Annotated in this window: 12 protein-coding genes; all 12 read left to right on the top strand. The window is 64.8% G+C overall.

Annotated elements, in window-relative coordinates; translation table 11 throughout:
- Positions 1-247 precede the first annotated feature (247 nt).
- Complete coding sequence (locus Q8X51_RS31785; RefSeq protein ID WP_065924408.1) at positions 248-916, top strand: haloacid dehalogenase type II; 669 nt, start codon at positions 248-250, stop codon at positions 914-916.
- A gap of 23 nt (positions 917-939) precedes the next feature.
- Positions 940-2,214 (top strand): NAD(P)/FAD-dependent oxidoreductase, encoded by a 1,275-nt coding sequence (locus Q8X51_RS31790; protein ID WP_407694364.1) that lies wholly within the window; start codon positions 940-942, stop codon positions 2,212-2,214.
- Positions 2,215-2,309: 95 nt separating this feature from the next.
- Positions 2,310-3,947: an ABC transporter substrate-binding protein gene (locus Q8X51_RS31795; RefSeq protein ID WP_065948061.1), complete on the top strand. Its 1,638-nt coding sequence runs from the start codon at positions 2,310-2,312 to the stop codon at positions 3,945-3,947.
- Between the two features lie 13 nt (positions 3,948-3,960).
- Entirely contained in the window at positions 3,961-4,917 is a 957-nt protein-coding gene (locus tag Q8X51_RS31800) for an ABC transporter permease (RefSeq protein ID WP_053138848.1), read from the top strand.
- Positions 4,914-5,789: an ABC transporter permease gene (locus tag Q8X51_RS31805; protein ID WP_027607459.1), complete on the top strand. Its 876-nt coding sequence runs from the start codon at positions 4,914-4,916 to the stop codon at positions 5,787-5,789. Before Q8X51_RS31800 ends, Q8X51_RS31805 begins: the two co-directional genes overlap by 4 nt.
- Before the next feature lies 1 nt (position 5,790).
- Positions 5,791-7,632 (top strand): ABC transporter ATP-binding protein, encoded by a 1,842-nt coding sequence (locus tag Q8X51_RS31810; protein ID WP_407694363.1) that lies wholly within the window; start codon positions 5,791-5,793, stop codon positions 7,630-7,632.
- Positions 7,629-7,937 (top strand): (2Fe-2S)-binding protein, encoded by a 309-nt coding sequence (locus Q8X51_RS31815; RefSeq protein WP_053138839.1) that lies wholly within the window; start codon positions 7,629-7,631, stop codon positions 7,935-7,937. Before Q8X51_RS31810 ends, Q8X51_RS31815 begins: the two co-directional genes overlap by 4 nt.
- On the top strand, positions 7,919-9,298 hold the full coding sequence (locus tag Q8X51_RS31820; protein WP_407694362.1) for an FAD/NAD(P)-dependent oxidoreductase: 1,380 nt from the start codon (positions 7,919-7,921) through the stop codon (positions 9,296-9,298). Before Q8X51_RS31815 ends, Q8X51_RS31820 begins: the two co-directional genes overlap by 19 nt.
- Positions 9,295-10,449, top strand: a complete 1,155-nt coding sequence (locus Q8X51_RS31825) for an NAD(P)/FAD-dependent oxidoreductase (RefSeq protein ID WP_407694361.1) — start codon at positions 9,295-9,297, stop codon at positions 10,447-10,449. The genes Q8X51_RS31820 and Q8X51_RS31825 overlap by 4 nt, the downstream gene beginning before the upstream one ends.
- On the top strand, positions 10,446-11,603 hold the full coding sequence (argE, locus tag Q8X51_RS31830; protein ID WP_323147517.1) for an acetylornithine deacetylase: 1,158 nt from the start codon (positions 10,446-10,448) through the stop codon (positions 11,601-11,603). Before Q8X51_RS31825 ends, argE begins: the two co-directional genes overlap by 4 nt.
- Positions 11,604-11,720: 117 nt before the next feature.
- Complete coding sequence (locus tag Q8X51_RS31835; RefSeq protein ID WP_407694360.1) at positions 11,721-13,181, top strand: NAD-dependent succinate-semialdehyde dehydrogenase; 1,461 nt, start codon at positions 11,721-11,723, stop codon at positions 13,179-13,181.
- A 20-nt stretch (positions 13,182-13,201) separates the two neighbouring features.
- On the top strand, positions 13,202-14,244 hold a 1,043-nt coding region (locus Q8X51_RS31840), incomplete at its 3' end, for a tartrate dehydrogenase (protein ID WP_407695004.1).

Below are 14,244 nucleotides of genomic sequence, written 5' to 3' on the forward strand. Positions count from 1 at the left end.
GCTTAAGCCTCTGCACCCCCAAAAGCCCCCTAAAAGCGCACAAACACTGGCCCTGCCCAAGCCTGGCGCGCACCGCAAAGTCTGCTGAGCCCGGCCACCAAAACGGTGGTTTGTATTGAGCGCAGGTCGTTTTAGACGGCATATGCTGATTTCACAGTGGTGTAATGAACCTGTGCTGCAACGAGGCCGACGCGCCGCCAGGGCAGCGAACGCTTGTCACACTCAACGAACTCCAGGACCGCACTCAATGAGCTTTCTTCGTCCCAAATTCATTACGTTCGACTGCTACGGTACGCTGACCAACTTCCATATGGGCACCATGACCCGCGAGCTGTTTGCCGATCGCATCAAGCCCGAGCAGATGGACCAGTTCGTCAAGGATTTCTCGGCCTACCGCCTCGACCAAGTCATGGGCGACTGGCGCCCCTACGATGAAATCCTCAAGACCGCCCTGGCCCGTACCTGCAAACGCTGGGGTATCGACTATCGCGAGGAAGGCCAGCTGTATTACGACGCCGTGCCGACCTGGGGCCCCCATGCAGACGTGCCGGCCGGGCTGTCGAAAATTGCCGACAAGATTCCCCTGGTGATCTTCTCCAATGCCAGCGACAGCCAGATCATGTCCAACGTCGACAAGCTCGGCGCGCCGTTCCACAAGGTGTTCACCGCCGAGCAGGCCCAGGCCTACAAGCCGCGCCTGGCCGCGTTCGAGTTCATGCTCGACAACCTCGGTTGCGGCCCGGAAGACATCTTGCATGTGTCGTCCAGCTTCCGTTACGACCTGATGCCGGCCCATGACATGAAGATCAAAAACAAAGCCTTCGTTGCCCGTGGCCACGAAGTGCCGGGCAACGCGTTCTACGGTTACCAGCAGATCACCGATATCGGTGGGCTGCCGGCGCTGGTCGGTCTGTAACCGCACACCTCTGAGGGCAAGACATGGGCAGTGAATCCTATTGGCTCGACACCGCACCGGCGTTTACCGGTGCCCGGCTGGGCGGCTTGCCCAAGCAGGTCGATGTGGCTGTGGTCGGCGGTGGGTTCACCGGCCTGGCGGCGGCGCGGGCGTTGGCGCTCAAGGGCGCCAGTGTGGTGGTGCTCGACGCCGGGCGGGTGATCGGCGAGGCCTCGGGGCGCAACGGTGGGCAGTGCAACACCGGGGTGGCCCAGGATTACGCCGGGCTGCACGCCAGCCTCGGTGCCGCCAAGGCACGCGCCTATTACCAGGCCTATGAAAGTGCCGTGCAGACGGTGGTGTCACTGGTCGAGCAGGAAGGCATTGCCTGCGACCTGGTGCGCAACGGCAAGCTCAAGCTGGCGGCCAAGCCGATACACTACGAAGGCCTGGCCCGCACCTGCGAGCTGATCCGCCAGGAGGTGGATGCCGATGTCGAGTTGCTCAGCGCCGAGCAGACCCACGCGGAAGTCAATTCGGCGCAGTTTCATGGCGGCCTGCTGCAACGCAACGGCGTGCAGATGCATGTCGGCCGCTTCGGCGTCGGCTTGGCCGAAGCGGCGGCGCGGCGTGGTGCGATGATCTACGAGCACACCCCCGTCAAGGATTGGAAGGCCCAGGCCGGCGGCTATCAGGTCAACACCGCCAAGGGTTCACTGCACGCCGGGCAAGTCCTGCTGGCAACCGGTGCCTGCCAGCATGGCGACCTGGGTTGGTACCGCCGCAGGATTGTGCCGGTGGGCAGTTTTGTCATCGCCACCGAAGTCTTGCCCCAGACGCTGATCGACCAGTTGCTGCCGCAACATCGCGCCTATGTGACCAGCCGCATGATCGGCAACTACTTTCGCCTGACCCCGGACAACCGCCTGCTGTTTGGCGGACGTGCGCGGTTTGCCATGTCCGACAGCGTCTCCGACGCCAAGAGCGGCAAGGTACTGCAAGCGGCGATGCTGAACATGTTCCCGCAGTTGGCGCACGTGAAGATCGACTACTGCTGGGGTGGCCTGGTGGACATGACGTCCGACCGCCTGCCCCGCGCCGGCCAGCATGGCGGCGTATTCCACTCCATGGGCTACAGCGGCCATGGCGTGCAGATGTCGGTGCACATGGGCCAGGTAATGGCCGAAGTGATGGCCGGTAATGCGGCCGCCAACCCTTGGCGCGAACTGGAATGGCCGGCGATCCCCGGGCATTTCGGCAAGCCGTGGTTCCTGCCGTTCGTGGGGGCTTACTACCGCTTCCAGGACTATCTGCACTGAGTTGCCGTTGTTGCGTCACCGTCGTTTGCGTTTCCAGGACGCTCCGGACATCCGTGAGCACTCGATTCTTCCGATTATCGACAGGTAGCCTTGCTATGACTGACAACAAAAACACCCCCGAACTCATCTCCGGCCAGGACAGCCTGCGGGTGTTCGAACGTCTCAACCGTGGCATGTCGCGCCGCAACGCCCTGCAAATGCTGGGCGTGGCCGGTGTCGCCGCCGCCGGTGCCGGCAGCCTGTTCGGCGCCGCCGGCAAGCTGTTCGCCGACGAGGCCGCCGTGGCCGGCAAAGGCAAGCCAGGCGGCAAGATCCGCGTGGCCGGCATGTCCAGCTCCACCGCCGATACCCTCGACCCGGCCAAGGGCGCGCTGTCCACCGACTATGTGCGCCACTACATGTTCTACAACGGCCTGACCCGTTTCGATAAGCACCTGGTGCCGCAACTGGAACTGGCCGAGCGCATCGACAACACCGACGCCACCGTCTGGACCATCACCCTGCGCAAGGACGTGACCTTCCACAACGGCAAGGCCCTGACCGCCGCCGACGTGGTGTTCTCCCTGAACCGCCACAAAGACCCGCTGACCGGTTCCAAGGTCATGCCGCTGATGGAGCAGTTCGCCGAGATCAAGGCCAGCGGGCCGAACGAAGTGCAGATCCGCCTCAGCGCGGCCAACGCCGAGTTGCCGTCGATCCTCGCGGTGTCACACCTGTTGATCGTCCCCGAGGGCACCAGCGACTTCAGCAAAGGCATCGGCACCGGACCGTTCACCGTGGGCGAGTTCAAGCCCGGCGTGCGTTCGATTGCGGTGCGCAACAAGAACTACTGGAAACCGGGCCTGCCGTACCTCGACGAGATCGAGTTCATCGCGATTGCCGACGAGCCATCGCGGGTCAATGCACTGCTGTCGGGCGACGTGCACATGATCAACGAGGTCAACCCGCGCTCCACCACGCGCATCAAGGCCAGCGCCAAGCACCGCGTAGTCGACGCGCCGTCGGGCAACTACACTGACTTGATCATTCGCCAGGACCAACTGCCCGGCAAAAGCCCGGAATTCACCCAGGCCATGAAGCTGCTGCTCGACCGTGAACAGGTCAAGTCCGCCGTATTCCGTGGCTTTGCGGTGGTGGGCAACGACCACCCGATTGCGCCGGGTTCGCGCTACTTCAACACCGACTTGCCGCAGACGGTCTACGATCCGGAAAAAGCCAGGTTCCTGCTGAAGAAAGCCGGCATGGAAAGCATCACCATGCCCGTGATGGCCTCGCCTGCCGCCACCGGCTCGGTAGACATCGCCGTGCTGTTGCAGCAGTCGGCCAAACAGGCCGGGCTCAAGCTCGACGTGAACCGCCTGCCGAGCGACGGCTACTGGTCCAACCACTGGATGAAGCACCCGCTGAGCTTCGGCAACATCAACCCGCGGCCGAATGCCGACGTGATGTTCTCGCAGTTCTTCCAGTCCAAGGCGCCGTGGAACGAGTCCGGCTGGCAGAACGAGCAATTCGACCAGTTGCTGATGCTGGCCCGTGGCGAAACCGATGACGCCAAGCGCGCCAAGATGTATGGCGACATGCAGGTCCTGGTGCACGACCACTGCGGCATCGGCGTGCCGGTGTTCATCAGCAATATCGACGGCGTCGACCAGCGCATCAAAGGCTACGACAGCAACCCACTGGGCGGTTTCATGGGCTACATGTTTGCCGAGCAGGTGTGGTTGGACGCTTGAGGAGGGTGGTGGGATGAATAGCAATACACTGTGGTTGATCGGCCGGCGCTTCGGCGCCGGGGCCTTGACCTTGTTGATCGTGTCCATGGTCGTGTTCGCGATCACGGCGGTACTGCCGGGGGACGCGGCGCAACAATCCCTGGGCCAGTTCGCGACCCCTGAACAGGTGGCGGCCCTGCGCCTGAAACTGGGGTTGGACCAGCCCGGTGTGCTGCGTTACCTGCACTGGTTGATGAGCCTGCTCACTGGCGACATGGGCGTGTCGGTCTCCAACGCCATGCCGGTCGGTGAGCTGATGGCGGGCCGGGTGCCCAACACCCTGATGCTGGCGGGCGCCACGGCGCTGGTCTCGGTGCCGGTGGCACTGGTGCTCGGCATCGGCTCGGCGATGGGCCGGGGCGGGCGCATCGACAGTTGCCTGAGCTTCATCACCCTGGCGATGGTCGCGGTGCCGGAATTCCTGGTGGCGACCCTGGCGGTGCTGATTTTTGCGGTCAACCTCGGTTGGTTGTCGGCCCTCTCCTATGCCAGCGACATCAGCTCACCGCTGCAATTTCTGCGCACCTATGCCTTGCCGGTGATGACGCTGTGCTGCGTGATCGTCGCGCAAATGGCGCGCATGACCCGCGCCGCCGTGATCGACCAGCTCGACAGCCCCTATGTGGAAATGGCCCGCCTCAAAGGCGTCAGCCCGATCCGCATCGTGCTGCGCCATGCCTTGCCCAATGCGATCGGGCCGATTGCCAACGCCATCGCCCTGAGCCTGTCGTACCTGTTGGGCGGGGTGGTGATTGTCGAAACCATTTTCAACTACCCCGGCATTGCCAGCTTGATGGTCGATGCCGTGACCAACCGCGACATGGCGCTGGTGCAGGCGTGCACCATGTTGTTCTGCGCGGCCTACCTGGGCCTGGTGCTGCTCGCCGACCTGTGCGCGATCCTGTCCAATCCGAGGCTGAGAAACCAATGAACAACCTCATTGCGAAATCCAAGCCTGTCTCCTCCGCCCTGGCACTCGCCAAGGTGTCCAGCGGCCCGTCGTGGCTGGGGCTGCTGGGCGGCGTGGTGTGCGTCGCCTGGCTGCTGGTGGCGCTGCTCGGCCCGTGGCTGGCACCTCACCCGGTGGGGGAGGTGGTGTCCGATAACATCTTCGAAGGCTTCAGCCTCGCGCATCCATTCGGCACCGATTACCTGGGCCGCGACATGCTCAGCCGGGTGCTGGTGGGCGCGCGCTTTACTGTCGGGCTGGCGCTGGTGGCAGCGTTACTGGCCAGCACCTTCGGCACCGGGTGTGCGCTGTTGTCGGTGGTCTCGCCCAAGTGGCTGGACGAAATCATCAGCCGCATCATGGACGCCTTCATCTCGATCCCGAGCAAAATGCTTGCGTTGATCATGGTCTCGGCCTTTGGCTCATCGGTGACGTTGCTGATCTGTACGGCCGTGATCAGTTATATCCCCGGCTCCTTCCGCGTCGCCCGCAGCATGGCGGTCAACATTGAAGCCCTGGAGTACGTGCAGGTCGCGCGTACCCGTGGCGAGCGCCGGCTTTACGTGGCGTGCGTGGAGATCCTGCCGAACATGCTCAACCCGGTATTGACCGACCTGGGCCTGCGTTTCGGCTACATCGTGCTGTTGCTCAGCGGCATGAGTTTTCTTGGCCTGGGCGTGCAACCGCCGGACGCCGACCTCGGCTCGCTGGTGCGGGAAAACATCGGCGGCCTCAACCAGGGCGCGCTGGCCATCATCCTTCCGGCGCTGGCCATCGGCACGCTGACCATCGGCGTGAATCTGCTGATCGACTATCTGTCGTCGCGACGTAGTCGACGCACGGGAGGCCATTGAAATGACTGAATTGATTCGCGTCGAAGACCTGCGCGTGGTCGCCTGCGGCGAGCGCGGCGAGGTGGAAATCGTCAAGGGCGTGAGCTTTGCCCTGAAACAAGGTGAAGTGCTGGCATTGATCGGCGAGTCCGGCTCGGGCAAGACCACCATCTCCCTGGCCTTGCTGGGGTATGCACGGCGCGGGTGTCGCTTGTCCGGCGGCGTGGTGCAGGTCGGCGAGCACGACATGCTCGCCCTGGGCGAACACCAATTGCAGGGCCTGCGCGGCAACCGTGTGTCCTATATCGCGCAAAGCGCCGCCGCCGCATTCAACCCGGCGAAAAGACTCATCGACCAGGTCATCGAAGGCGCACTGATCCACGGCCTGGGCACGCGCGCCGAGCTGCACGCCAAGGCTATCGGCCTGTTCCGCGACCTGGCGCTGCCGGGCCCGGAACGCATCGGCCAACGCTACCCGCACCAGGTCTCCGGCGGGCAACTGCAACGGGTGATGGCGGCGATGGCGCTGATCAGCGACCCGCTGCTGGTGGTGCTCGACGAGCCGACCACCGCACTGGATGTGACCACCCAGATCGACGTGTTGCGCGCCTTCAAGCGCGTGGTGCGCGAGCGCGGGGCCACGGCGGTGTACGTGTCCCACGACCTCGCAGTGGTGGCGCAAATGGCCGACCAGATCGTGGTGCTCAACGGCGGGCAGATCCTCGAACAGAGCGCCACGGCGCCGCTGCTCAATGCCCCGACCCACGCCTACACCCGCAGCCTGCTGGCCGCCGCACGGCCCGACACCACTATTCGCCCGCCCTGCGGCGTCGCCGGGGAGGTTCCGCTGCTGACCATCACCGGCCTCACCGCTGGCTACGGCAACAAGAACCTGCACGGCATGCCGTCGATTCGGGTATTGGAAGACATCGACCTCACCGTGCGCCGTGGCCAGGCCATCGGCGTGATCGGCGAGTCGGGCTCGGGCAAGTCCACACTGGCCCGGGTGGTGGCGGGGCTGCTGACCCCGGCCCTCGGCGGCCTGGCCTTCGACGGGCAACCCTTGGGCGGCAGCCTCGCCGAGCGCACCCCGGAACAATTCCGCCGGATCCAGATGGTGTTCCAGAACGCCGACACCGCGCTCAACCCCATGCACAGCGTGGCGGCCATCATCGGTCGACCGTTGAAAATGTATTTCGGCCTCAAAGGCACGGCGCTGCAAACCCGCATCGGCGAACTGCTCGACCTGGTGCGCCTGCCCCGTGACCTCGCCGAACGGCGCCCGAATGAGCTGTCCGGCGGGCAAAAGCAGCGGGTCAACCTGGCCCGCGCGCTGGCGGCCAAGCCCGACCTGATCCTCTGCGACGAAGTGACCTCGGCCCTCGACACCGTGGTGGGGGCGGCGATCCTCGAACTGCTGCGCGACCTGCGCCAGCAACTGGGGGTGTCGTACCTGTTTATCAGCCACGACATTTCTACCGTGCGCGCGCTGTGCGATGACATTGTGGTGATGTATAGCGGCCGCAAGGTCCAGGCCGGCAGTCGCCAGGCGTTTGCCGAGCCGCCGTTCCATCCCTACACCGACCTGTTGATTCACTCGGTGCCCGAGTTGCGCCAGGGCTGGCTGGAAACCTGCGGTACTGCAGGCGACACACTGCCAGCGCTCGGCGAGCGGGCCAATGGGCCGGAACTGTGCACCTTCCTCAATCGCTGCCCGGTGCGCGTCGACGGCCTGTGCAACCGCACCGCGCCGCCGCGCCGCCGCCTTGACGACGGTGGTGAAATCCTTTGCCACCACGACAGCGCCCATTTGCTGGATACCCAGCAGGGCGTCAACACCCTCACTGTGGGAGCCTATGCATGAACGGGCGTTTTGTGAGGCTGGCCGAACAGGGCCGGCCGACGGTCAGCCTGACCGTGGATGGCGCCGCCGTCCAAGCCCTGCAGGGCGACACCTTGATGGTCGCGCTGCTGACCCAGGGCAACGCGCTGCGCCAGTCGGAATTCGACAGCGGCCGCCGCGCCGGTTTCTGCTTGATGGGCGCGTGCCAGGATTGCTGGGTGTGGACCCGCAGCGGCGAACGCCTGCGCGCCTGTTCCAATGAAGTCCGTGACGGGCTGGACATCGTTACCACACAACCGGAGGCGACATGGCCACTGCACGGGTAGTTATTGTGGGCGCCGGACCGGCCGGGGCGCGCTGCGCCGAAACCCTGCTGGCGGCCGGGATCAAACCGATCCTGATCGATGAAAACCGCCGCGACGGTGGCCAGATCTATCGGCGTCAGCCAGAAGGCTTCACCCGCGACTACGCGACCCTGTACGGCAGCGAGGCCGCCAAGGCCCAGGCGCTGCACCAGAGTTTCGACCGCCTGCGCGACGCCATCGACTACCGCCCCGACACCCTGGTGTGGAACCTCACGCCGGGGCAACTGTGCTGCGTGAGCCAGGGCCGCCACACCACGGTGGATTACGACGCACTGATCCTCTGCACCGGCGCCACCGACCGCCTGATGCCCATCGAGGGCTGGCAACTGGCGGGCACCTACAGCCTGGGCGGGGCGCAGATCGCCTTGAAAAACCAGGCCGTGTCCATCGGTCATCGCGTGGTGTTCATGGGCAGCGGGCCGTTGCTGTACCTGGTCGCCAGCCAGTACGTGAAGGCCGGCGCCGAGGTGGCGGCGGTGCTCGACACCTCGTCTCTGAGCCTGCGTCTGAAAGCCTTGCCCAAACTGCTGGCGCGGCCTGGCGTGCTGTTCACCGGGATCAAGCTATTGGCGCAACTGTACCGCGCCAAGGTGGCGGTGCACCTGGGGGTCAAGCCGCTGCAAGTGATGGGCGACGCGGCCAATGGTGTAAGCGGTGTGCGCTTTACCACTGGCAACGGGCAGACCGTCACGGTGCAGGCCGATGCCGTTGCGCTGGGTTACCACCTGCGCCCGGAAACCCAGCTGGGTGACCTGGCCGGCTGTCGCATGGCGTTCGATGAGGCATCAAGCCAATGGTGGCTGGCCACGGATGACGCCGGGCGCACCTCGGTGAAGGGCGTGTACGCGGCCGGTGACGGTGCGAAAATTCGCGGCGCCGATGCCGCCGAGCATGCCGGGCGCCTGGTGGCGCTGGCGCTGCTGGAAGACCTGCAACAACCGGTGGACACCGGCCTGCGGGATGAGCAACAGCAGGCCCTGGCGGTGATGGATCAATTCCGCCTGGGCCTGGCCCAGGCGTTCCCGTGGCCGAGCGAACAGGCCAAGGCGTTGCCGGACAGCGCCATTGTGTGTCGCTGCGAGATGATCAGCGCCGGCGAGTTACGGCGCACGGTGAAAGAGAAGGGCGCCTGCGAAGTCAATCGCGCCAAGGCGTTCAGCCGCGTGGGCATGGGTCGTTGCCAGGGGCGTTATTGCTCCCAGGCCGGGGCCGAAGTGATCGCCGCCGCTGCTGGCGTGCCGGTGCAGGCGGTCGGGCGCCAGCGCGGCCAGGCGCCGGTCAAACCGTTATCGATGCTGATCACCGAGGAGGTCTCGTCATGAGTGTGAAAAAAGCCGATGTGGTGATTGTCGGCGGGGGTCTGATGGGCTCGGCGACTGCGTTTTTTCTGCGCCGTCGCGGGCAGTCGGTGATCCTGCTGGAGCGCGACCAGATCGGCCAGTACGCCAGTGGTGTGAACTTCGGCAATGTGCGCCGGCAAGGGCGTTTCCTCGGCCAACTGGCCCTGGCCAACCGCTCGTGGGCGCTGTGGAAGCGCCTGCCGGAACTGATCGACGACGACCTGGAATTCATCCCCAGCGGGCATATGCGCGTGTGTTACCGCGAGGATGAAATTGCCGAGCTGGAGGCCTACGCCGCCGCACCGGAAGCGCAACAACTGGACCTGAAGATTTATCGTGGCGCCGAACTGCATCAACGCTTCGGCTTCCTCGGCCCGGACGTCAAGGGCGGCTCCTACGCGCCCCACGATGGCCATGCCAACCCGCGCCTGGCCGCGCCGGCGTTTGCCCGTGCCGCCCGGCGCCTGGGCGCGCAGATCGAAGAACGCACCGAAGTGGCCGAGGTGCAGAAGGTCGGCGCCGACTTCCAGGTCACCACCACCGACGGCCGCCAGTTCCACGCCGCGCAACTGTTGATCACCGCCGGCGCCTGGGGCCAGAAGCTCTCGGCGCAGTTCGGCGAACCGGTGCCGCTGGACACCCACGGCCCGCAAATGGCCGTGACCGAGCCGGTGCCTTATGCCTTGCCCACCGTGATCGGCGTGTACACCAAGGTGCCCGAAGAGGTGATCTACTTCCGCCAGATTCCCCGGGGCAATATCGTCATCGGCGGCGGCTACCGCAGCAAGCCGGACATGCTCAACCGCCGCGCCTATTTGGAACCGCGCAGCATCCTCAACCAGGTCAGCCAGATGCGCCGCCTGCTGCCGGGCGTCGGCAACCTGAACATCATCCGCGTGTGGAGCGGCATCGAAGGCTACCTGCCGGACTCGCTGCCGGTGATGGGCCCCAGCGGTACGGTTGACGGGCTGTTCTATGCCTTCGGGTTTTGCGGCCACGGTTTCCAGCTTGGCCCGGGCGTCGGCGATGTGATGGCCGAGTTGCTCGCCACTGGCAGCACCAGTACCCCGATCGAGCCATTCTCCATCACCCGGTTCGCCCTACCTGACGAGCAACGGAGCCAGGCCTCATGAAACCCCGCGTATTGGAGATTCTGAAACAGCTGATGGCCTTCGACACCGTGTCATCGGAGTCGAACATGGCCTTGATCGAGTATGTGCGCGACCTGCTGCTGACCAAGGGCATCGACTCGCTGATCGTCAAGGACCCCAGCGGCAAGAAAGCCAACCTGTTCGCCAGCACCGGGCCCAGGGAACAGCCCGGTGTGCTGCTGTCCGGGCACACCGACGTGGTGCCGGCGGCGGGGCAGGCCTGGACCTTTCCCGCCTTTGCCGCCACCGTGCAGGACGGGCGCATTTATGGGCGTGGCAGCTGCGACATGAAGGGCTTTATCGCCCTGGCCATCGACGCCATGCTGGATGCCGCCGACCACACGTTAAACCGCCCATTGCAACTGGCCCTGTCCCATGACGAAGAGATCGGCTGCGTCGGCGTGCGGCGCTTGCTCGACGTGCTGCACCTGGCGCCGGTACGGCCGTTTCTGTGTGTGATCGGCGAGCCGACCAACATGCAGTTTGTCCTCGGCCACAAGGGCAAGGGCTCCTACCGCACGTACTGCCGAGGCCAGGAGGCGCATTCATCCCTGGCGCCGCGCTCGGTCAACGCCATCCACGTGGCTTGCGACTTTATCGCCGCCCTGCGTGACAGCCAGCAGCAGTTGCAACGCCATGGTGCCCAGGACAATGACTATGACGTGCCCTACAGCACCGTGCATGTGGGCCAGATTATCGGCGGCAAGGCGCTGAATATCGTGCCCAACCTGTGCACCCTGGACTTCGAAGTGCGCAACCTGCCGGCCGACGACCTGGACGCGTTCCTGGAGCAGATGCGCGAGCGCGCCGAGGTGATCGTGCGTGAGGCGCAGAAGCTGTCCAGCGTGGCGGCCATCGAGATCGAAACGATCAACGTCTATCCTGGCCTCGACACCCACCCCAGTGTCGAGGCGGTGCACTTTCTCAAGCAATTCGCCGCGCCGGGCACCGGCACCTCCAAGGTCTCGTTCGGCACCGAAGGCGGCCTGTTCAAGCAGCGCCTGGACGTACCGGTGGTGGTGTGCGGGCCGGGCTCCATCGAGCAGGCGCACAAGCCCGACGAGTTTATCGAGATCAGCCAGATGGACGCCGGCGAGCGCTTTTTGCAAGGCTTGCTCGGTTCGCTGACGGCCTAGCAGAGCCTGCCGTCCTGAACGCAATTTCAGCACGGCACGCTGCTTTAACCGCGCTTTCGGCATCCTCGTTTGCGGCGCCTCCCTAGACTGGAGCGTGTCTCGGATCAGGACTCGACCATGCTCAAGAATCGCTTGCAAGACCCCAGCCTGCTGGCTGAACTCGCCTACGTAGATGGCCAGTGGATCGCTGCCGACAGCGGCGCCACCCTGGACATCCGCGACCCGGCCACCGGCCACTTGATTGCCCAGGTGCCGGCCATGGACGCGGTGGACACCCGCCGCGCCATCGAAGCCGCCGAGCGTGCCTGGCCGGCCTGGCGCGCACGCCCGGCTGCCGAACGCGCGGCGCTGCTGGAGCGCTGGTACCAGGTGATGATCGACAACCTCGATGACCTGGCGCTGATCATGACCTGCGAGCAGGGCAAACCCCTGAACGAAGCCCGTGGCGAAGTGCGCTACGGTGCCGGTTTCGTCAAATGGTTCGCCGAGGAAGCGCGCCGGGTCTACGGCGAAACCATGCCCGCGCCCAGCGGTGATCGGCGTTTGCTGACCCTCAAGCAACCGGTGGGCGTATGCGCCGCCATCACCCCATGGAATTTCCCCAACGCGATGATCACGCGCAAATGCGCACCGGCGCTGGCCGCCGGTTGCCCGATCATCGTCAAACCCTCGGACCTCACGCCGCTGTCGGCCCTGGCCCTGGCGGTGCTGGCCGAGCGCGTCGGCATTCCGGCCGGGGTGTTCAATGTGATCACCGGCTTGCCCGCCGGCATTGGCGAAGAGCTGACCGGCAACCCGGCGGTGCGCAAGATTTCCTTTACCGGCTCCACCGCCGTCGGCCGCCTGTTGATGCGCCAGAGTGCCGAGCACATCAAGCGCTTGAGCCTGGAACTGGGCGGCAATGCGCCGTTTATCGTGTTCGATGACGCCGACCTCGAACAGGCGGTGGCCGGGGTGATGCTCAGCAAGTTTCGCAACGCCGGGCAAACCTGCGTGTGCGCTAACCGCATCCTGGTGCAGGACGGTATCTACGCGCGTTTCGCGGCGCGGCTGGTGGAAGAGGTGGGCAAGCTCAAGGTCGGCAACGGCCTGGACGACGGCGTGACCATCGGCCCGCTGATCAACCCCGCAGCGGTGAGCAAAGTCGCGCGGCATATCGACGACGCCCTGAGCCAGGGCGCCCGGCTGCTGTGCGGCGCCGTCCCCAGCGGCGACAGCCAGTTCGTGCAACCCACGGTACTCGGCGACACCCACGCCGGGATGTTGCTGGCCAATGAAGAAACCTTCGGCCCGGTGGCACCGCTGATGCGCTTTACCGACGAAGCCCAGGCCCTCGCCCTGGCCAACGCCACCCCGTACGGCCTGGGCGCCTACTATTTCACCCAGGACCTGCAGCGTTCGTGGCGCTTTAGCGAGGCCCTGGAGTTCGGCATGGTCGGGCTCAACACGGGGATCATCTCGATGGAAGTCGCGCCGTTCGGCGGCATCAAGCAATCGGGCCTGGGGCGCGAAGGCAGCAAGTACGGCCTGGACGAATACCTTGAAGTCAAAGCCTTCCATATCGGCGGCTTGAACTGAATTTTTGCGAGGCACACACCATGAGCAAGGCATTCAGAATCGCCGCGATTGCCGGCGATGGCATCGGCAAGGAAGTCCTGCCCGAAGGGCTGCGGGTACTGGAACAGGCCGCCAGGATCTGGGACCTGAACCTGAGCATCGAAGTGCTCGACTGGGCCCACTGCGATTACTACCTGGAACACGGGCAGATGATGCCCGAGGACTGGTTCGAGCAGCTCAAGGGCTTTGACGCGATCTACTTCGGCGCCGTGGGCTGGCCCGACAAAGTCCCGGACCATATTTCCCTGTGGGGCTCGCTGCTCAAGTTCCGCCGCGACTTCGACCAGTACGTGAACATCCGCCCGGTGCGGCTGTTCCCCGGCGTGCCTTGCCCTCTGGCCGGGCGCGCGCCGGGGGACATCGACTTTGTGGTGATCCGCGAAAACACCGAGGGCGAATACTCCTCGGTGGGCGGCAAGATGTTTGAAGGCACCGAGTATGAGTTCGTGCTGCAGGAATCGGTGTTCACTCGACGTGGGGTTGATCGCATTCTCAAGTTCGCCTTCGACCTGGCCCAGACTCGTCCGCGCAAGAAGCTGACGGCGGCGACCAAGTCCAATGGGATTTCCATCAGCATGCCTTACTGGGATGAACGCACGGCATTGATGGCGGCGAACTATCCCGAGGTGACGTGGGACAAGCAGCACATCGACATCCTGTGTGCGCGGTTTGTGTTGCAGCCGGACCGCTTTGATGTGGTGGTGGCCTCGAATCTGTTCGGCGACATCCTGTCGGACCTGGGGCCGGCGTGTGCGGGGACCATCGGGATAGCGCCGTCGGCGAACCTGGATCCGGAGCGGCGGTTTCCGTCGTTGTTCGAGCCGGTGCATGGATCTGCGCCGGATATCTATGGGCAGAACATTGCCAATCCGATTGCGATGATCTGGTCGGGGGCATTGATGCTGGACTTTTTGGGCAATGGGGAAGGGCGTTATCGGGACGCGCATGATGGGATATTGCGGGCGATTGAGGCGGTGATTGCAGAAGGGGTGGTCACGCCGGATCTGGGGGGGCGGGGATCGAC

The organism is Pseudomonas sp. Yb2C2, assembly GCF_052112325.1.
Taxonomy (GTDB): domain Bacteria; phylum Pseudomonadota; class Gammaproteobacteria; order Pseudomonadales; family Pseudomonadaceae; genus Aquipseudomonas; species Aquipseudomonas marginalis.

What these genes read in the sequence shown, in the direction of transcription:
- Q8X51_RS31800 (WP_053138848.1), top strand. Translation starts at nt 3,961, where the DNA reads ATGAATAGCAATACACTGTGGTTGATCGGCCGGCGCTTCGGCGCCGGG.
- Q8X51_RS31810 (WP_407694363.1), top strand. Translation starts at nt 5,791, where the DNA reads ATGACTGAATTGATTCGCGTCGAAGACCTGCGCGTGGTCGCCTGCGGC.
- Q8X51_RS31790 (WP_407694364.1), top strand. Translation starts at nt 940, where the DNA reads ATGGGCAGTGAATCCTATTGGCTCGACACCGCACCGGCGTTTACCGGT.
- Q8X51_RS31825 (WP_407694361.1), top strand. Translation starts at nt 9,295, where the DNA reads ATGAGTGTGAAAAAAGCCGATGTGGTGATTGTCGGCGGGGGTCTGATG.
- Q8X51_RS31785 (WP_065924408.1), top strand. Translation starts at nt 248, where the DNA reads ATGAGCTTTCTTCGTCCCAAATTCATTACGTTCGACTGCTACGGTACG.
- Q8X51_RS31795 (WP_065948061.1), top strand. Translation starts at nt 2,310, where the DNA reads ATGACTGACAACAAAAACACCCCCGAACTCATCTCCGGCCAGGACAGC.
- Q8X51_RS31815 (WP_053138839.1), top strand. Translation starts at nt 7,629, where the DNA reads ATGAACGGGCGTTTTGTGAGGCTGGCCGAACAGGGCCGGCCGACGGTC.
- argE (WP_323147517.1), top strand. Translation starts at nt 10,446, where the DNA reads ATGAAACCCCGCGTATTGGAGATTCTGAAACAGCTGATGGCCTTCGAC.
- Q8X51_RS31805 (WP_027607459.1), top strand. Translation starts at nt 4,914, where the DNA reads ATGAACAACCTCATTGCGAAATCCAAGCCTGTCTCCTCCGCCCTGGCA.
- Q8X51_RS31835 (WP_407694360.1), top strand. Translation starts at nt 11,721, where the DNA reads ATGCTCAAGAATCGCTTGCAAGACCCCAGCCTGCTGGCTGAACTCGCC.
- Q8X51_RS31820 (WP_407694362.1), top strand. Translation starts at nt 7,919, where the DNA reads ATGGCCACTGCACGGGTAGTTATTGTGGGCGCCGGACCGGCCGGGGCG.